This window comes from Corallococcus sp. CA041A (assembly GCF_003612075.1).
GTDB classification, from domain to species: domain Bacteria; phylum Myxococcota; class Myxococcia; order Myxococcales; family Myxococcaceae; genus Corallococcus; species Corallococcus exiguus.
On the sequence record NZ_RAWF01000220.1, the window covers coordinates 1 to 16,953 of the forward strand.

The window sequence follows — 16,953 nt, forward strand, 5'->3', positions numbered from 1 at the left end:
CCCCGCCACCGCCTCCGCCTCCCTCGCCGCCATCTTCTTCCGTCTCGCGGTGGATGAACATCACCACGTCGGCGTCCTGCTCGATGGAGCCGGACTCACGCAGGTCGGAGAGCATGGGCTTGCCGCCCTTGCGCTCCTCCACCTTACGGCTGAGCTGGCTGAGCGCGATGATGGGCACCTCCAGCTCCTTGGCCAGCTGCTTGAGCGCGCGGGAGATTTCAGCGACTTCCAGCTGGCGGCTCTCCACCTTGCCCTTCTGGTGCATCAGCTGGAGGTAGTCGATGACGAGCAGCGACAGGCGCGGGTCCTTCTGCTTCACGCGCCGCGCCTTCGCGCGCAGGTCGAACGGGGACAGGCCGCCGGAGTCGTCGATGTAGATGGGGGCGTTGTAGAGCGCGCCCGCCATCTCCTGGAACTTCTCCTCGTCGTGCGGGGACAGCCGGCCGCCGCGCAGCTTCTTCATGTCCACGCGCGCCGTGGACGCGAGCAGACGCATGAGCAGCTGATCCGCGGGCATTTCCAGGCTGAAGATGCCGACGGCCTTGTTCTCCTTCAGCGCCGCGTGCACCGCGATGTTCATGGCGAAGGACGTCTTGCCCACGCCGGGACGCGCCGCGAGGATGATGAGCTCACCGGCGTGCAGGCCGGTCAGCTGATTGTCCAGGTCGATGTAGCCCGTGGACAGACCGGTCACGCCGGTGTTCGCGGTCTTCATCTTGTCCAGCAGGTCGAGCGTCTGCTCCATCAGCTCGCTGACCGGACGCAGGTCGCCTTCTCGCTTCTTCTCCGCGAGGAGGAAGACCTTGCGCTCGGCCTCGTCGAGCAGGACGTCCAGCTCGCCCGTCTCCTGGCTGGCGAGCTCTTGGATCTCCCGGCCCACGTTGGCCAGGCGCCGGCGCAGCGCCTGGTCCTTGACGATGTGGGCGTACTGGACGGCGTTGGCCGCCAGCGGGACGACCTGGTCCAGGCCCATCAGGTACGCGGGGCCGCCCACCGAGACGAGCTGGCCCAGGACCTTGAGCTCTTCCGCGAGCGTCAGGTGGTCCACCTGCTTGCTCTGCTGATCCAACCGCATCATCGCGGAGAAGATCTGCGCGTGCGAAGGGCTGGCGAAGTCGTCCGCGTGGACGACCTCCGCCACGGGCGTGATGAGCCCGTTGTCCGCCAGCACGGCGCCCAGCACCGCACGCTCCGCGGCGAGATCCTCGTGGACCCGCCGACCTTCCCTACCGTCCAGGACGTTCTGCATGGCTGCTTGGAACCTCTACAGGCAGCGTCTGACACGGTCCAGCGGACGTCCAGTTTCCTGCAACAGTCCTGTAGCAACCGGTAGGTCCGGGAGGGATGCCGCGACCCGCCGTGGCACCTCCGCCCGGCCTCCAGGTGAACCGACCCCGCGCGTCGGGCTATTCGGCGGCGCCCCACTGCTGGAGGAAGGCCTCCCGGTAGGTGCGACTGAGGATCACCGTGGAGCTGTCCTTGAGCACCAGGATGCCGTCCCCATGCGTCCACGGCTCCAGGCGGGCCACGGCCTCCAGGTTCACCAGGTCGCCGCGGTGCACGCGCACGAAGCGGGTGGGGTCCAGGCGCTCCTCCAGGGCCCGCAGCGTCTGGCGCACCAGGTGTTCGCCCTGGGCGGTGAAGAGCCGCACGTACTTGTCCTCCGACGACAGGCGCCACACGGTGTCCAGGCGCAGGGGCACCCAGCCCTCGCCCACCTTCACCACCAGCCGCTCCAGCGGGCGTTCCGGGCGGGCCTTCGCCACCGTGGCGAACAGGGCGTCCATCGCGGCCGAGCCGCGCGTGCCCGCGCTCAGCAGCACATGGGCCTTGTCGAGCGCCCGGGTGAAGCGGCCCGCGTCATAGGGCTTGAGGAGGTAGTCCGCCGCGTGGGCCTCGAAGGCCTGGAGCGCGAAGCGCTCGTAGGCGGTGGAGAAGATGACCGCGGGGCAGGCGTCCGGCCCGAGCGCCTCCAGGACCTCGAAGCCGGTGAGGCCGGGCATCTGCACGTCCAGCACCACCAGGTCCGGCCGCAGCGACTCGATGCGCGCGAGCGCCTCCGTGCCGTCCGAGGCCTCGCCCACGCAGGTGAAGCGCGCGTCGTCCGCCAGCAGGCGCTTCACCTTCGCGCGAGCGGGCGCCTCGTCGTCCACCACCAGCACGCGGAACACCGTCATGCGACCTCCACCCGGGGCAGCCATACCGTCACGCGCGCGCCACCCTCCGGTCCCGCGCCGCGCTCCAGCCGGGCCCGGTCTCCATGAAGCAGCGTGAGCACGCGCGCCAGCTGCGTCAGCCCCACGCCGGGCCCGGAGGCAGGGGAGGGCGCCCCGAAGCCGCGCCCGGTGTCCTCCACCTCCAGCGCCCAGCGGTCCGTTTCAGCACGCGCGCGGATGCGCACCTCCAGCGCGCCGCGCAGGTCCTGGTTGTGCTTCACCGCGTTCTCCACCAGCGTCTGCAGCGCGAAGCAGGGCACGCGTTGGGTCTCCAGGCCCGGCGCCACGTCCCAGCGCACGTCCAACCGGTCGCCGAAGCGCGCCGCGAGCAATGCGACGAAGCGCTCGGTGTGCCCGCGCTCCTCGGCCAGCGTCCAGGTGGGCTCGGTGCGCTCCAGGCTCGCGCGCAGGAGCTGGCCCAGGTCGCTCAAGAGCCGGTCCGTGCGCGGCAGGTCCTCGTACATCACCGACCCGATGGTGTGCAGCGCGTTGAAGAGGAAGTGCGGGTGCAGCTGGCCCGTGAGCGACTGGAGTTGCGCGGCCCGCAGCTCGCCCTCCAGCTCCGCCGAGCGCAGCGCCCGGGCCTGCCGCTGTCGCCACTCGTACAGGAGCGAGATGACCGCGCAGCCCAGGCCGTAGGTAATCAGGTCCTTCTGCGCCTCCATGGGGAGCGCGTACACGGGAGGCCCCAGGTCGTAGTCCCCCAGCTCCAGCAGCGCGTAGATGCCATGCCGCAGCCCCGCCATCAGCGCGATGTGCAGCGACGTGAAAAGGCTGAACGCCGCCGCGTGGATGCCCAGGAAGCGCGTCCAGCCCACGCGAGGGGCCGGCGCGTTGAGCACCGCCGTCATCAGGACGGGGAGCAGCAGCGTGACGGCGAGCGCGCTGGTCATCTCCCAGATGAACGCCGGCGCCCAATGGCCCGGATGCGGCCGCATCAGCTGCATCAGCCGCACCGCGCTGCCCTGCCACACGCCCAGGGCCAGCCCGAACGCCAGGACCTTCAGCGCCGGACGCAAGCGCAGCCGGGGCCAGCGCCACCGCGTGGATGGAACGTCCTCCCAGGCCCTCACCCCACGGCCTCCGGGGTGAGGACGGCGGGACGCGCGGCGCGGGGCTTCATGCCGAAGAGCGGCCGGAGCCAGGCCACGCGGGACACGCCTTCACACAGCGCCAGCGTGACGGCGAAGGACAGCGTGAGCACCGCGAGGAGCATGGCCCAGGGCCCCACTGGCAGGCGCAGGCACAGGTAGCCCACGCAGAGGATGACCGTCTGGTGGAAGATGTAGAACGGATACGAAAGCGCCTGCGCGTGCGAAAGCCACGCGGGGGCCGTGCGCACGTGGTGCCGCGCCCAGGCCATCGCCGTCAGCAGCCCGCTCCAGATGAGCACCGTGCCCCCCATGATGGCGGGCACCACCGGCATCACCGGCCACGGCCACACCAGCTCCACCACGAGCGCCGCCAACGCCACGGCCAGCAGCACGTGGCGCAGCGCCACCAGCCGGCCCCACACACCCGGGCAGCGGCCCAGCAGGTGGCCATAGAGGAACAGCAGTCCGTAGTGCACGAACGTGCGCGGATCATCCAGCAGCGCGTGCGTCTCCGGGAAGTCGCGCAGCAGCACCCGGTTGAGCGCCAGCGGCACCACGAGCCACAGCACGTTCACTCCACGCGACAGCCACGCGTCCGCCCACGTGAGGAACCGTCCCCCGGCCTGCGTGCGCAGCGCCGCGAAGAGGGGCAGGGCCAGGAGGCAGTAGACGAACAGGTAGGCCACGAACCACAGATGGTGCCAGCTGAAGCTGCCCGCGGGGTAGGGCACGAAGTCGAACACCGTCGGGTAGAACGCGGCGTAGCTCCCCTGGATGCGGCCCTGGAACAGCCGCTCCACGTAGATCTGCGGCGGCACCACCACGAACATGCCGAACACCAGCGGCAACAACAGCCGCTTCGTCCGGTCCTTCGTGAACGCCCTCAAGGAGCGCCGCCGGAGCGCGAACGCGGTGCCCGCGCCGGAGATGACCATCAGCAGCGGCATGCGCACCAGGTGCAGCACCCCCATGACAGGCTCCAGCAGCGGCAGCGCCTGGGGGCTCTTGATGTGCCACTCCCAGGTGTTGAACATCATCCCGGTGTGGAACAGGTGCAGCACCACGATGGCCAGCACCCGGAGCCAGTCCAGGTCGGGGTGGTGCGCGGCGGCGGGGCGGATTGGGGCGCTCACGTGGCGGAGACCTCCAGGCGGTGTCCGCCGCTGAAGTACCCACGCCTGGGGCCCTGCATCCACGCGGATGCCGTGAAACGGACCGCCAGCGGCGCGAGCCGGACGGCCTCCGCCCCGGAGACGCGAAAAGGGCCGCCCGGTTGCCCGGACGGCCCTTCCCTTGAAGCGATGGAGCGCTTCAGGTGATGCGGTGGACTACTCGGCCACCACGTCGACCTTGATCTTCGCCGTCACCTCGCGGTGCAGGCGGAGCTCCACTTCGTAGTTGCCCAGCGACTTGATGGGCTCGGCCAGGTGCAGCTGGCGGCGATCCACCTGCTGGCCCTGGGCCGCGAGCGCCTCGGCGATGTCCAGCACCGTGACGGAGCCGAACAGCTTGTCCTGCTCGCCCACCTTGCGCTTGATGGTGACCTTGACGCTGCCCAGCTTCTTGGCCTGCTCGTCGGCAGCGCCCTTCAGCTTGGCATTGCGCGCCGTGTGCACGGCCTTCTCGTGCTCCAGCTGACGCAGGTTCTGCTCGCTCGCCAGGACCGCCTTCTTGCGCGGCAGCAGGAAGTTACGGCCGAAGCCGTCCTTCACCGTGACGAGCTCGCCGGACTTGCCGAGGTTGTCGATGTCCTCACGCAGAATGACCTTCATGTTTCTGTCTCCTGTGTTGCGGACCGGCGACTAGCCGACCACCGCGTTGTAGGGGAGGAGCGCGATGCCGCGGGCGCGCTTGATGGCCACCGCCACCTCACGCTGGTGCTTCGCGCAGTTGCCGGAGATGCGGCGGGGGATGATCTTGCCGCGCTCGGTGACGAAGTACTTCAGCGTCGCCTGGTCCTTGAAGTCCACCGACGCGTTCTTCTCCGCGCAGAACCGGCAGACCTTCTTGCGGCCGAAGCCGCGGCCACCGCGCTTGTCGTCGTCGCCGCCCATGCCGCCGCGGTCGCCGCGATCACCACCACGGTCGCGGTCACCGCCGCGATCGCCACCACGGTCGCCACCGCGCGAACCGCCGCCGTAGCCGCCGCCACCGCCACCGGGGCCGCGGGAAGCGCCCGCGCCCTGCTTGCTATCCATGCCGTTGCTCATGAACGTTCTCGTTTCCTGGAAGGTTGGGTGAAGGTCCCGTCAGAGGCGTTACGCCTCCTCCGTGGACTCCTCTTCCGAATCGCCACCCGCGAACTCAGGCGTCTCGCTGCGGAAGCCACCCTCGCGCTCGACGGGAGCGCCCGGACGGGTCTCCTCGACGTCGCCGGCCAGCTTGAGGTCCTCGAGCACCGGACGGGACTCGGGATCCACCTCGTCCGCGATCTTCACGGAGATGTAGCGCGTGACGTCGTCGATGTTGCGCAGGTTGCGCTCGATCTCCGCCACCAGCTTGCCGTCACCCAGGAAGCTCGTGTGGACGTAGATGGCGCGGGGCTGCTTGGCCACGGGGAACAGGGTCTTCTTCTTCCCCCACACCGTGAAGCGGAGGACCTTGCCGCCCTCACGCGAAACGATGGTGCGGACGCGCTCCTTGAGCTTGTCCACGTTGTCGTCGGTCACGTCCGGCTTGACCAGGAAGATGGTCTCGTACTCACGAAGCCGCTTGGCGGCCTGCGTCTCTGCCATGTTTCTCTCCCCTTGGGGTCGAGTGCCCCCCGGACCATCCGGGGAGCGGGGAAACGGCCGGAGGCCCTCGAAGGCCACCACCGGGGACGGGAAATCCTCTCGCGCGCCCGTCACCATCGCGCCTTGGCCCGTGCGTGAACACGGGAAGCTTTGAAAGAACATCCACCGGAAAGCGTGGGACGCACTCCGGGGGAAGGGGCTTCTAAGAGGACCCCTCCTGGAAAGTCAAGGGGAGCCAGGGGGGCAACCAGCCGGCCCCGCGCTTCAGGCCTTGCGGTTGTGGCGGTTCATCGCCGTGGAGAGCCCGTCGCGCACCCAGCTCTCCGCCATGTCCGCCGCCTTCCCGACGAGCTCCTCCAACTGGCGGCGCTCGCCGTCGTCGAAGTTGGACAGGACGTAGCCCGCCACGCGCTCCTTGGCGTTGGGGCCCTCCGGCTTGCCAATGCCCACCCGTACGCGGATGAAGGCGTCCTCGCCCAGGCACTGCACCATGCTCTTGAGCCCGTTGTGCCCGCCCGCGCCGCCGCCCGCCTTGAGCTGCAGCCGCCCGAAGGGCAGGTCCAGCTCGTCGTGCACCACGAGCACGTCCTGCACTTCGACCTTGTAGAAGCGCGCGGCCTCCGCCACGGAGCGGCCGGACAGGTTCATGTACGTCTGCGGCTCCACGAAGAGGATGCGCTCGCCGCCCAGGCTCCCCTGGCCCACCCGCGCCTGGAACTTGTCCTGGGTGAGCTCCGCGCGGGCGCGCGACAGGAGCGCGTCCACCACCATGAACCCGACGTTGTGGCGGTGGCGCTCGTACTCGCGCCCGGGGTTGCCCAGCCCGCAGATGAGCTTCATGGAAGGCTCCAGAGGAGGGTGGGGACCTTGAAGGGCCTACACCCGGAAAAAGACAGCGGGGCAGGCCCTGGAAGAGGCCCGCCCCGCGAGGAGATACCGAACGGCGGAAGAGGACTACTTCTTCGCCGCGGCCTTGGCCGGGGCCTTGGCCGCGGCCGCCGCGGGGGCCTTCGCGTCGCCCGCCTTCGCGTCCGCCGCCTTGCCCGCCGCCGGGGCAGCAGCCGCCGCGGCCGCCGGAGCCGCCTCCGCCGCTTCCGGCGCGGCGAGGACCGCGATGGTGTAGTTGACGTGCGTCTTCACGGACACGCCCTCGGGGAGCTTCACGTCGTTCACGTGGATGGCTTCCGCGATCTGCAGATTGCTGACGTCCACTTCAATCTGGAGCGGGATGGCGCCGGGGAGCGCCCAGACCTCCAGGTTGCGGCGGATCTGCGTGAGCAGACCGCCCTCCGCCACGCCCGGGGCCTTGCCGGTGAGCACGACGGGGAGGTTCACCTTGACCTGCTCCTTCTCGCTCACGGCGATGAAGTCCGCGTGCAGGATGTCGCGGGTGAGCGGATCCATCTGGTAGTCCTTCAGCAGGACCTGCTGCTCATTGCCGGCCAGCTTCAGCTGGATGAGCGTGTTCAGCTTGTGCGGGGTGTTGATGGCCGTGCGGATGGCCTTGGGGTCCACGGAGATGTGCAGCGGCGCCTTCAGGTGCTTGCCGTAGACGACGGCGGGAACCTGGCCGGACGCACGCAGGCGGCGGGCAATGCCCTTGCCGGAACCTTCACGGGCCTGCGCTTCGAGGGTGCTCTTGTCGGTGGCCATGGAAATCTCTCTTTATCGGTGGGTACCGCGGTGTTCACCGGCGTCTGGGCGCCCTCGGCATCCCACCCCCATGGTGGGCCCCGAAGACGGCGCCCGGGCCGTTGTGACGGGCCCATGGAACCGGTGGAGGGGGCCGGACATGCCAGCCCCCGGGGTCCTTCGTCAAGCCGCCCGGACTCCAGGCGGCTCTCAAGCTCGGACGGACTTCAGACGAACAGCGAGCTCAGCGAGTCCGCGCGGTGGATGCGCGCGATGGCTTCCCCGAAGAGGGCGTCCGTCTGCAGGGCGCGGATCTTCGGGCACGCCTTGGCGTTGGCCGCGAGCGGCACCGTGTCCGTGAAGACGACCTCCTCCAGGACGGAGTCGGTGATGCGCTGGATGGCGGGGCCGGACAGGATGGGGTGCACCGCGTACGCGAGCACCCGGCGCGCGCCCTTGTCCTTCAGCGCGAGGGCCGCCTGGGCGAGCGTGCCCGCGGTGTCCACCATGTCGTCCACCAGGATGGCGTCCTTGCCGTTCACGTCGCCAATGAGGTTCATCACCTCCGAGGCGTTGGGGCGCGGGCGGCGCTTGTCGATGATGGCCAGCCCCGTGTTCAGCCGCTTGGAGTAGGCGCGCGCGCGCTCCACGCCGCCGGCGTCCGGGCTGACGATGACCAGCTCGCTCGACTCCGTGAAGCGCTTGCGGATGTCCTCCAGGAACACCGGCGAGCCGTAGAGATGATCCGAGGGCATGTTGAAGAAGCCCTGGATCTGCCCGGCGTGCATGTCCATGGACACCACCCGGTTGACGCCCGCGACCTCCAGCATGTCCGCCACCAGCTTGGCGGTGATGGGCGTGCGGGCCGCCACCTTCCGGTCCTGTCGCGCGTACCCGTAGTACGGCATCACGGCGGTGATGGAGCCGGCGCTCGCCCGCTTGAGGGCGTCGCACATGATCAGCAGCTCCATCAGGTGGTGATTCGTCGGCGGACAGGTGGACTGGACGATGAACACGTCCTGTCCTCGCACGTTCTCGCCGATCTCGACGTGGATCTCCCCGTCGGAGAACGTGTCCACCACCGCGTTGCCCAGGGGCCGCTGGAGGTATTCGCAGATGCGCTGCGCCAACGCCGGGTTCGAGTTCCCGGCGAACACCTTGAAGTCACGCGACGGCTGCATGGGGGCGCTGACTAACCCGTGCGCGCCCCGAATGGAAGTTCGTTAGTCGAGTTCAGCCGCCACGGGGCCGAGCGTCCCGTTCTGCGCCTGGTGAAGGTGTTTCTCGTACTCGATGAGGATGACCCGCTCCATCTGGCTTCGCGTGTCCGCGTTCAACGGATGGGCGATGTCCTTGTAGGTCCCGTCCTTCCGTTTTTTCGCGGGCATCGCGATGAAGAGCCCGGTGGAGCCGTGGATCACCTTCAGGTCGCGCACGACGAAGCAGTGATCCAGGGTGATGGTGACGTACGCCTTGAGCTTGTCCTCTTCGACCGGAAACACCCGGACGTCGGTGATGTTCATGGTCCCCCCCCGAACCTGGAAGGCCGGAGCTACGGGGAAGCCTGGGACAGACTGAAGGTGAAAAGCAAGCACCCCCTACCTGTCGCGCTGGGGACCGTTCACTGGGCCTCCAGCCGTCATGCCCCGAAGGGCCAATGACTCACCAGGTGGGCGAGGAAGGCCAGGTGGTAGACCACGATGATGGCGTAGACGATGGCGCCCGCGCGGATGGCGAGGCGGCTGGCCTTGAGCCGGCGGTGCAGGCACAGCAGGCACAGCCCCGCGTTCACGATGAGCAGCTTGGAGAACATGAAGAGCAGCGGTGACTGCTCGTACGCCACGCGCATCACCGGGTTGAGCTCCTCCGCCACCCCCAGCTGCAGGAAGAGCAGGGTGAACAGCCCGTCCAACAGGTTCAGCATGAGCAGCGCCACCGACGCCGGTGACGTGTAGAAAGAAGCCTGCTGCGCCCAACTCCCCGCCTGCACCTCGTTCGCCGTCGCCGCCACGCCCCACCCCCAAGGTTCCCGTCCTGCTACCTGGAGCCAGGGCTATTCAAATCCCTTGCCAGGGCTTCCGGGACTTCATGGGAAGCAGCCGGGCAGGCGGCGGAGGCGGGGGCTTGCCGGCCTGGAAACGAAATTGACGGGAAGGGATGGGTCGCGGAGATTCGCCCCGCCCAGCCACACCGAGACGAGTGCCCATTGCATCAATTCCCCAAAGATATCGGGTGGATAGAGGTCATCTGCGGATCGATGTTCTCCGGCAAGACGGAGGAGTTGATCCGCCGCGTCAAGCGCGCGCTGTACGGCCGGCAGAAGGTGCGCGTGTTCAAGCCGCGCATCGACACCCGCTACGACGACACGCAGGTGGTCAGCCACAGCCAGTTGAAATTGACGTCCCTGCCTATCGAAAGGGCTGAAGAAATTTTCCGGCACCTGTCCCCCGACACGCAGGTGGTGGGCATCGACGAGGTGCAGTTCCTGGGCGGAGAAGTGGTGCAGGTGTGCGAGGCGCTCGCCCAACGGGGCATGCGCGTCATCTGCGCGGGCCTGGACCAGGACTACCAGGGGCGCCCCTTCGAGCCGATGCCGCAGCTGATGGCGGTGGCGGAGTACGTGACGAAGGAGCTGGCCATCTGCGCGGTGTGCGGGAACCCGGCCAACCGTTCGCAGCGCATCATTGGCAGCGAGGAGCGGGTGGTGGTGGGCGCGGCGGGTGCCTACGAGCCGCGCTGCCGCAAGTGTCACGTGGCGGAACCCGCGGAGGCGAGCCCTCCGCAGACGCTGAAGCTGTTCGACTGAAAGCCTCAATCCGCCTGTCACCGGCGCGGGAGCCCCATCCGATGCGCGACACTCTCTACGCGAACGTGCCGTTCAAGTTGAACGAGATGGCCCACCACTATGGTCCCAGCGTCCACCTGGTGGGAAATCCGTTTCTCCTCTCCCAACTGGCCACGCTGTGCGCCAAGGGCACGCTGCAGCCGCAGATCAACCGGCTGGTGGAGCAGCTCTACGCGGACCTGGTGAAGACGGTCATCAACGCGGAGTTCCCGCGCAAGATGGTGACCATTCCCACCCGCATGATCGACTCCACGCCCCTGGGCATCTACCAGGGCGAGGTGGTGGACCCGCAGCTGCGCGTGGTGACGGTGAACATCGCGCGGGCGGGCACGCTGCCGTCGCAGGTGACGTATGACCTGCTCAACTTCACGGTGGATCCGTCCCTGGTGCGCCAGGACCACATCATCATGAGCCGGATGATCGACGCGGCCCAGGCGGTGGTGGGTTCGGAGATTGGCGGCGCGAAGATTGGCGGGGACGTGGATGACGCGTTCGTGCTGTTCCCGGACCCCATGGGGGCCACGGGCGGCAGCCTGGCCACGGCCATCCAGCTGTACAAGACGAGGGTGCCCGGGAAGGCCCGGCGCATCATCACGCTCAACCTCATCGTCACGCCGGAGTACCTGCGCCGGATGACGACGGAGCACCCGGACGTCATCATCTACGCGCTCCGTCTGGACCGCGGCCTGTCCCCGCCGGAGGTGTTCGGCACCGCGCCGGGCCTGCTCTGGGAGAAGGAGCGGGGCCTGGATGACCGTCAGTACATCGTCCCCGGCGGCGGCGGCTTCGGGGAGATCATGAACAACGCCTACGTGTAGAGGGAGCACCCGGTGACGACGTTCCACGAGAAGGATGTCGGCGTCCTCATCTCCGAGGAGGCCGTGCAGGCGCGCGTGAAGGAGCTGGGCGCGCAGATTACCCGCGACTACGAGGGCAAGGAGCTGACGCTCATCTGCGTGCTCAAGGGCTCCGCGTTCTTCGCCATCGACCTGGCGCGCGCCATTGACTTGCCGCTGACGCTCGAGTTCCTGGGCGTGTCCAGCTACCACGGCGGTACGGAGTCCACGGGCGAGGTGCGCATCACCACGGACGTGTCCAAGCCGATGGCGGGCAAGCACCTGCTCATCATCGAGGACATCATCGACACGGGGCTCACCATGAGCTTCCTCCTGGAGAACCTCCGGGCGCGGCACCCGGCGTCGGTGAAGATCTGCTCGCTGCTGGAGAAGCCCGCGCGGGCCAAGGCGAAGGTGGAAATCGACTACAAGGGCTTCGTCATCGAGGACAAGTTCGTCGTCGGGTACGGCCTGGACTACGGCGAGAAGTACCGGAACCTGCCGTTCATCGGCATCTGGAAGCACGTCTGAGAAACGCCTGATGGGCTCGGGTGCCCCTCCCTTCGGGGTGGGGGCCTCGGGACTGCGAGGGCCTTGTCCATGCGCCGCACGGCGGCCGTGTGCAGGGCCCTCACGCGTTGTGGGGCGCACGCATGCACAGCCTCTCCTCTGGACCCCTGAGGAGGCTTGAACATGCGAGACGGAAACGTGAGGGCCGCCCGGACGGCCCCCACCAATGGCGACGCGATGCAGAAGTACCTGGCGGAAGCGGTGGGCACCTTCGTGCTGGTGCTCGGAGGCGTTGGGGCGGCGGTGCTGGCGGGCGACCGCATCGGCTTCCTGGGCGTGGCCTTCGCCTTCGGGCTGTCGCTGCTGGCCATGGTGTACACGATTGGCCCCATCTCCGGCTGCCACGTGAACCCGGCCGTGACGGTGGGCCTGATGATGGCGGGCAAGTTCGACAAGCGGCACCTGGCTGGCTACGTCATCGCGCAGTGCGTGGGCGCCATCCTCGCCGCGGGCGTGGTGCTGCTCATCGCGAAGGGCGCGCCGGGCGGGTACTCCGCGGGTGCGGAGGGGCTGGGCAGCAACGGCTACGGGGTGGCGTCGCCGGAGGGCTACGGCGGCGGGGCGGCCTTCATCGCGGAGGTGGTGCTCACCTTCCTGCTGGTGCTGACGGTGCTGGGGGCCACGGACTCGCGGGCGCCGGTGGGCTTCGCGGGCGTGGCCATTGGCCTGGTGCTGACGCTCATCCACCTGGTGGGCATCCCCATCACCAACACGTCGGTGAACCCGGCGCGCAGCCTGGGCCCGGCGCTGTTCGCCGGAGGCGACGCCCTGCGCCAGCTGTGGATGTTCATCATCGCGCCGCTGTTGGGGGCTGCCTTCGCGTCCGCGGTGTACCGGCTGGTGAACCGCCCGGCGGTGCAGATTACGGCCGCGCGCGCGGAGCAGGCGACGGACGAGGAGCGCCGGGAGCGCGTGGCGGGCCCGAGCGACGTGGAGCGCCCCGTCTAAAGAGGGTTGGAAGCACGAAGGCCGTGCCTCGCTTCGTCGCGGGGCACGGCCTTTGTGTGTGAAGCAGGGGAGAGGCCTAGAAGGCGGCGTCGAAGACGACGTCGTTGGCGGCGCCCACGCCCACGGCGACCTGGTAGGACGACACGCGGCGCTCGAAGAAGTTGGTGAGCTCCTGCACGTCCTGCAGGTCCATGAAGTGCAGCGGGTTCTTGGTGTGGAAGACGGGGGCGATGCCCAGCATCTGCAGGCGCTGGTCGGCCACGTACTCCAGGTAGCCGCGCATCTCCTGCACGGACAGGCCCATCACGCCGCCGCTCAGCAGGTCCTGGGCGAACTGCGTCTCGCACTCCACCGCGTCGCGCATCATCTGCACGACGTCCTTCTCCATGCCCGCGTCGAAGAGGTCCGGCTCCTCCTTGCGCGCGGTCTTGATGGCCTCGAAGGCGAAGGTCATGTGGGCGGACTCGTCGCGGAACACCCAGTTGGTGCCCGCGGCCAGACCGTTCAGCAGCCCCTTGCTGCGCAGGAAGTACACGTAGGCGAAGGCCGCGAAGAAGAAGAGTCCTTCAATGCAGCCCGCGAAGCAGATGAGGTTCAAGAGGAACTGGCGGCGGTCCGACTTGGAACGGACCTGATCCAGCGCCTGGATGCTGTCCATCCACTTCATGCAGAAGCGCGCCTTGCGCTGGATGGACGGGATGTTGTCCACCGCCGCGAAGGCCTTGGCGCGCTCCGCCGGGTCCGGCACGTAGCTGTCCAGCAGCGTCAGGTAGAACTGGACGTGCAGGGCCTCTTCATAGAGCTGGCGCGACAGGTACATGCGCGCTTCGGGCGCGTTCAGGTGCTTGTAGAGGTTGAGCACCAGGTTGTTGCCGACGATGGAGTCGCCCGTGGCGAAGAAGGCCACCAGCCGGTGGATGAGGTGACGCTCCGCGTCCGTCATCTTCGAGCGCAGGTCCACCAGGTCCGTGGAGAAGTCGATCTCCTCCACCGTCCAGGTGTTCTTGATGGCGTTGCGGTACATCTCGAAGAAGACGGGATACGCCATGGGGCGCAGCGTCAGGTTCATTCCCGGATCGAGCAGCATTGCTTCGGTACTCCCTTACTCACACGACGACAGGGGACAGCAGGGTGGGGGGCCGCCAGGTGACTACTGGCAGGCCTCGCACGCCTCGGGGTTCTCCAGCGAGCACGCCACCGCTTCCGCCTCCGCCGTCACCACCTGCGGCGCGGGCGTGGGGGCGGCCGTCATCGTCGGGCCGCCCTGGCCCACGGTGGCCTTGGCGATGCGGGTCGCCGGGCGCGAGCGCATGTAATAGGTCGTCTTCAGCCCCTTCTGCCACGCGTAGAAGTACATCGAGGACAGCTTCCCGATGTTGGGCGTCTCCACGAAGAGGTTGAGCGACTGGCTCTGGTCGATGAAGGCGCCGCGGTCCGCGCCCATGTCCAGCAGCGCGCGCATGGGGAGCTCCCACGCGGTGCGGTAGATGGCGCGCAGCGCCTCCGGCAGCTCCGTGAGGTCCTGCACGCTGCCTTCGGCCAGCTTGATGCGGTTGCGGGTGCTCTCGTTCCAGAGGCCCAGTTGCTGCAGGTCGCGCACCAGGTAGCGGTTCACCTGGAGGAAGTCACCGGACAGCGTCTCCCGCTTGAAGAGGTTGGACACCTGCGGCTCGATGCACTCGTAGCAGCCGGCGATGGACGCGATGGTGGCCGTGGGCGCGATGGCGATCATCAGCGAGTTGCGCAGGCCCACCTTCATGATGCGCGAGCGCAGCGCGTCCCAGCGCAGCGTGTCCTCCGGGACGATGCCCCAGCTGTCGAACTGGAGCTCGCCCTTGGCCGCGCGCGTCTCCGGGAAGGAGGGGTGCGCGCCGAACTGCTCCGCCAGGTCGGAGGAGGTGACGAGCGCCGCGTAGTAGATCTCCTCCGAAATCTTCTTGGACAGGTTGCGCGCCTCCACGGAGTCGAAGGGCAGGCGCAGCTGGAAGAAGACGTCCTGGAGGCCCATCAGGCCCAGGCCCACCGGGCGCCAGCGGCGGTTGGAGTCCGCGGCGGTGGGGATGGGGTAGTAGTTGAGGTCGATGACGCGGTCCAACTGCTTGAGCGCGAGCATCGCGTTGGAGCGCAGCTGGTCGAAGTCGAACTTCCCGTCCTTCACCATGCGGCCCAGGTTGAGCGAGCCCAGGTTGCACACCGCCGTCTCACCCTGGCTCGTGACCTCCAGGATTTCGGTGCACAGGTTGGACAGGTGGATGACGTTGCCCGGCTGGCCCGTCTGGTTGCTCTTGCGGTTGCAGATGTCCTTGAAGGTCATCCAGCCGTTGCCCGTCTGGGCCAGCACCTTCATCATCCGGGCGTACAGGTCGCGCGCCTTCACCTTGCGCACGGCGTGGCCCTGCGCTTCGGCCTCCGCGTAGGCCTTCTCGAAGGCCTCGCCGAAGAGGTCGGTGAGGTGGGGCGTCGTCTTCGGGTCGAAGAGGCTCCACTCCTGGTCGGCCTCCACGCGGCGCATGAAGAGGTCCGGCACCCAGTTGGCCAGGTTCAGGTTGTGCGCGCGGCGGGCCTCGTCACCGGTGTTGTCGCGCAGCTCGAGGAAGTCCTCGATGTCCGCGTGCCACGTCTCCAGGTACACGCAGCACGCGCCCTTGCGCTTGCCGCCCTGGTTCACCGCCGCCACGGACGCGTCCAGCGTCTTGAGCCACGGGACGATGCCGTTGGAGTGGCCGTTGGTGGACTTGATGAGCGAGCCGCGCGCGCGCACGCGGTGGTACGCCACGCCGATGCCGCCGCTGAACTTCGACAGCATCGCGATGTCCGAATACTTCTTGTAGATGGCGTCCAGCTCGTCCGCCGGCGAGTCCAGGAGGAAGCAGCTGGAGAGCTGCTCGTGGCGCGTGCCGGAGTTGAACAGGGTGGGGGAGCTGGGCAGGTACTCCAGCGAGCTGAACAGGCGGTACAGCTCGATGGCCTCGCGCGCGTTGTCGCCGGACAGGGCGCACGCCACGCGCAGGAAGAAATCCTGCGGCGTCTCAATCACTTCGCGCGTCTGCGGGTTCTTGAGCAGGTAGCGGTCGTAGACGGTGCGCAGGCCGAAGTACTCGAACAGGTCGTTGCGGACCGGGTCGATGGCGGCGTTGAGCTTGCGCGCGTTGGCCTGGACGAAGGTGAGCAGGCGGTCCGCGATGAGGCCGTGCTTGTGGCCGGCGGCGACGGACTGGCTGAAGGACTGGATGTCCTGGTTGCTGACCTCCTTCTGCATGAAGGTGGAGAGCAGGCGCGCGGAGAGCCGGGCGTACTCGGGCTCCTCCACGATGAGCGCCGCGGCGGTCTGGATGGACAGGCTGTCCAGCTCCCGCGTGGTGGCGCCGTCATACAGACCGCTGATGGTCTTGGTGGCCACGCGCATCACGTCCACGCGCGACAGGCCCACGCACGACTTGCCCACCGCGCGGACGATCTTGTTGAGGTCCACCGGCTCCGCCGTGCCGTTGCGCTTCTTCACCCGCATGGTGGTGGTGAAGTCGCCGGTGGCCGACGGGGCTTGCGTGGCGGGCGCCACGGCGGCGGAGTCGGGGGGTGGCGAGGCGACGGCGTTCGGCTTGAAAGGCGTCTGGACGGTCAAGGGCGTCTCACTTCCGGGCAAGGCAATGGCGTAGCCAGCAGGGCGGACTGCCCCGTAGATGACGGCTTCAGAGATAGGAGGGCGGGACTGCTTCTTCCGATCAGGACCCGATGGCCTTGAAACAGGAGGCCGACATGTAGCTATTTGTCGGACAGAAGCAGGCGTCGCGCAAGAAAACCACACTGCCTCCAGAGCTCAAGAGCAGCCGGCCGGAACCCCGGCCCGCCGCTCGGCGGCCCACAAGCTATGGGGGGGCATCCAGTGTGTCAACGCTAGATCCAGTAGGCGGCTGCCGGGTCAGTGGGATCGCGGCTTGCAATCTATGATCACACACGAGGGCCGATTTCGACGTCGGATGCAGGACATTTCTGGGTCCCAACGGAGCATGCCAGCCGCGTCTTTTTCATGGGGTCACCCAACCCCTGGAGATCAGGGCTGGGGGCCCGCGTCGGGGG

18 protein-coding genes are annotated in these 16,953 nt (G+C 68.1%); 4 read left to right on the forward strand and 14 right to left on the reverse strand.

Features of this window, described 5'->3' with window-relative positions; genetic code table 11:
- From dnaB to D7V77_RS31115, 12 genes are all read right to left on the reverse strand, one after another.
- Positions 1–1,249: replicative DNA helicase (dnaB, locus tag D7V77_RS31060; protein WP_120579908.1), on the reverse strand; the 1,249-nt coding region annotated here is incomplete at its 3' end.
- 157 nt (positions 1,250–1,406) lie between these two features.
- Complete coding sequence (locus tag D7V77_RS31065; protein ID WP_120579909.1) at positions 1,407–2,177, reverse strand: LytTR family DNA-binding domain-containing protein; 771 nt, start codon at positions 2,175–2,177, stop codon at positions 1,407–1,409.
- The gene (locus D7V77_RS31070) at positions 2,174–3,289 is read right to left on the reverse strand and encodes a sensor histidine kinase (RefSeq protein ID WP_120579910.1); all 1,116 of its coding nucleotides are present in this window, start codon (positions 3,287–3,289) and stop codon (positions 2,174–2,176) included. The genes D7V77_RS31065 and D7V77_RS31070 overlap by 4 nt, the downstream gene beginning before the upstream one ends.
- On the reverse strand, positions 3,286–4,443 hold the full coding sequence (locus D7V77_RS31075; protein ID WP_120579911.1) for an acyltransferase: 1,158 nt from the start codon (positions 4,441–4,443) through the stop codon (positions 3,286–3,288). The genes D7V77_RS31070 and D7V77_RS31075 overlap by 4 nt, the downstream gene beginning before the upstream one ends.
- A 195-nt stretch (positions 4,444–4,638) precedes the next feature.
- Entirely contained in the window at positions 4,639–5,082 is a 444-nt protein-coding gene (gene rplI / locus D7V77_RS31080) for a 50S ribosomal protein L9 (RefSeq protein WP_120579912.1), read from the reverse strand.
- Positions 5,083–5,112: 30 nt separating this feature from the next.
- Entirely contained in the window at positions 5,113–5,520 is a 408-nt protein-coding gene (rpsR, locus tag D7V77_RS31085; protein ID WP_120524744.1) for a 30S ribosomal protein S18, read from the reverse strand.
- A gap of 48 nt (positions 5,521–5,568) precedes the next feature.
- On the reverse strand, positions 5,569–6,045 hold the full coding sequence (gene rpsF / locus D7V77_RS31090) for a 30S ribosomal protein S6 (protein ID WP_120579913.1): 477 nt from the start codon (positions 6,043–6,045) through the stop codon (positions 5,569–5,571).
- A 264-nt stretch (positions 6,046–6,309) separates the two neighbouring features.
- Entirely contained in the window at positions 6,310–6,885 is a 576-nt protein-coding gene (gene pth / locus D7V77_RS31095; RefSeq protein WP_120579914.1) for an aminoacyl-tRNA hydrolase, read from the reverse strand.
- A gap of 114 nt (positions 6,886–6,999) precedes the next feature.
- A complete protein-coding gene (locus tag D7V77_RS31100) occupies positions 7,000–7,698 on the reverse strand; it encodes a 50S ribosomal protein L25/general stress protein Ctc (protein ID WP_120579915.1) in 699 nt (232 codons plus the stop codon).
- Between the two features lie 206 nt (positions 7,699–7,904).
- The gene (locus D7V77_RS31105) at positions 7,905–8,858 is read right to left on the reverse strand and encodes a ribose-phosphate pyrophosphokinase (protein WP_120579916.1); all 954 of its coding nucleotides are present in this window, start codon (positions 8,856–8,858) and stop codon (positions 7,905–7,907) included.
- Positions 8,859–8,900: 42 nt separating this feature from the next.
- On the reverse strand, positions 8,901–9,200 hold the full coding sequence (spoVG, locus tag D7V77_RS31110; protein WP_014395244.1) for a septation regulator SpoVG: 300 nt from the start codon (positions 9,198–9,200) through the stop codon (positions 8,901–8,903).
- A 116-nt stretch (positions 9,201–9,316) separates the two neighbouring features.
- Positions 9,317–9,688 (reverse strand): DUF5658 family protein, encoded by a 372-nt coding sequence (locus D7V77_RS31115; RefSeq protein WP_120579917.1) that lies wholly within the window; start codon positions 9,686–9,688, stop codon positions 9,317–9,319.
- A gap of 195 nt (positions 9,689–9,883) precedes the next feature.
- On the opposite strand from D7V77_RS31115, the gene D7V77_RS31120 reads away from it, so the two are divergent.
- The 4 genes from D7V77_RS31120 to aqpZ all read left to right on the forward strand — a co-directional run bounded on the left by D7V77_RS31120 (position 9,884) and on the right by aqpZ (position 12,876).
- Positions 9,884–10,483 carry a thymidine kinase gene (locus D7V77_RS31120; RefSeq protein ID WP_043321219.1) on the forward strand — a complete coding sequence of 200 codons (600 nt, stop codon included), beginning with the start codon at positions 9,884–9,886 and terminating at the stop codon, positions 10,481–10,483.
- 41 nt (positions 10,484–10,524) lie between these two features.
- Entirely contained in the window at positions 10,525–11,340 is an 816-nt protein-coding gene (locus tag D7V77_RS31125; RefSeq protein WP_120579918.1) for a uracil phosphoribosyltransferase, read from the forward strand.
- A gap of 12 nt (positions 11,341–11,352) precedes the next feature.
- On the forward strand, positions 11,353–11,889 hold the full coding sequence (gene hpt / locus D7V77_RS31130; RefSeq protein WP_120579919.1) for a hypoxanthine phosphoribosyltransferase: 537 nt from the start codon (positions 11,353–11,355) through the stop codon (positions 11,887–11,889).
- Between the two features lie 162 nt (positions 11,890–12,051).
- Positions 12,052–12,876: an aquaporin Z gene (gene aqpZ / locus D7V77_RS31135; protein WP_120579920.1), complete on the forward strand. Its 825-nt coding sequence runs from the start codon at positions 12,052–12,054 to the stop codon at positions 12,874–12,876.
- A 76-nt stretch (positions 12,877–12,952) separates the two neighbouring features.
- Here aqpZ and D7V77_RS31140 read toward each other — a convergent pair whose 3' ends face one another.
- Positions 12,953–13,963: a ribonucleotide-diphosphate reductase subunit beta gene (locus tag D7V77_RS31140; RefSeq protein ID WP_120579921.1), complete on the reverse strand. Its 1,011-nt coding sequence runs from the start codon at positions 13,961–13,963 to the stop codon at positions 12,953–12,955.
- 63 nt (positions 13,964–14,026) lie between these two features.
- Positions 14,027–16,384 (reverse strand): ribonucleoside-diphosphate reductase subunit alpha, encoded by a 2,358-nt coding sequence (locus D7V77_RS31145; RefSeq protein ID WP_199733921.1) that lies wholly within the window; start codon positions 16,382–16,384, stop codon positions 14,027–14,029.
- Positions 16,385–16,953 lie beyond the last annotated feature (569 nt).

What these genes read in the sequence shown, in the direction of transcription:
- D7V77_RS31065 (WP_120579909.1), bottom strand. Translation starts at nt 2,177, where the DNA reads ATGACGGTGTTCCGCGTGCTGGTGGTGGACGACGAGGCGCCCGCTCGC.
- rplI (WP_120579912.1), bottom strand. Translation starts at nt 5,082, where the DNA reads ATGAAGGTCATTCTGCGTGAGGACATCGACAACCTCGGCAAGTCCGGC.
- rpsR (WP_120524744.1), bottom strand. Translation starts at nt 5,520, where the DNA reads ATGAGCAACGGCATGGATAGCAAGCAGGGCGCGGGCGCTTCCCGCGGC.
- rpsF (WP_120579913.1), bottom strand. Translation starts at nt 6,045, where the DNA reads ATGGCAGAGACGCAGGCCGCCAAGCGGCTTCGTGAGTACGAGACCATC.
- pth (WP_120579914.1), bottom strand. Translation starts at nt 6,885, where the DNA reads ATGAAGCTCATCTGCGGGCTGGGCAACCCCGGGCGCGAGTACGAGCGC.
- D7V77_RS31100 (WP_120579915.1), bottom strand. Translation starts at nt 7,698, where the DNA reads ATGGCCACCGACAAGAGCACCCTCGAAGCGCAGGCCCGTGAAGGTTCC.
- D7V77_RS31105 (WP_120579916.1), bottom strand. Translation starts at nt 8,858, where the DNA reads ATGCAGCCGTCGCGTGACTTCAAGGTGTTCGCCGGGAACTCGAACCCG.
- spoVG (WP_014395244.1), bottom strand. Translation starts at nt 9,200, where the DNA reads ATGAACATCACCGACGTCCGGGTGTTTCCGGTCGAAGAGGACAAGCTC.
- D7V77_RS31125 (WP_120579918.1), top strand. Translation starts at nt 10,525, where the DNA reads ATGCGCGACACTCTCTACGCGAACGTGCCGTTCAAGTTGAACGAGATG.
- aqpZ (WP_120579920.1), top strand. Translation starts at nt 12,052, where the DNA reads ATGCGAGACGGAAACGTGAGGGCCGCCCGGACGGCCCCCACCAATGGC.
- D7V77_RS31140 (WP_120579921.1), bottom strand. Translation starts at nt 13,963, where the DNA reads ATGCTGCTCGATCCGGGAATGAACCTGACGCTGCGCCCCATGGCGTAT.
- D7V77_RS31145 (WP_199733921.1), bottom strand. Translation starts at nt 16,384, where the DNA reads ATGCGGGTGAAGAAGCGCAACGGCACGGCGGAGCCGGTGGACCTCAAC.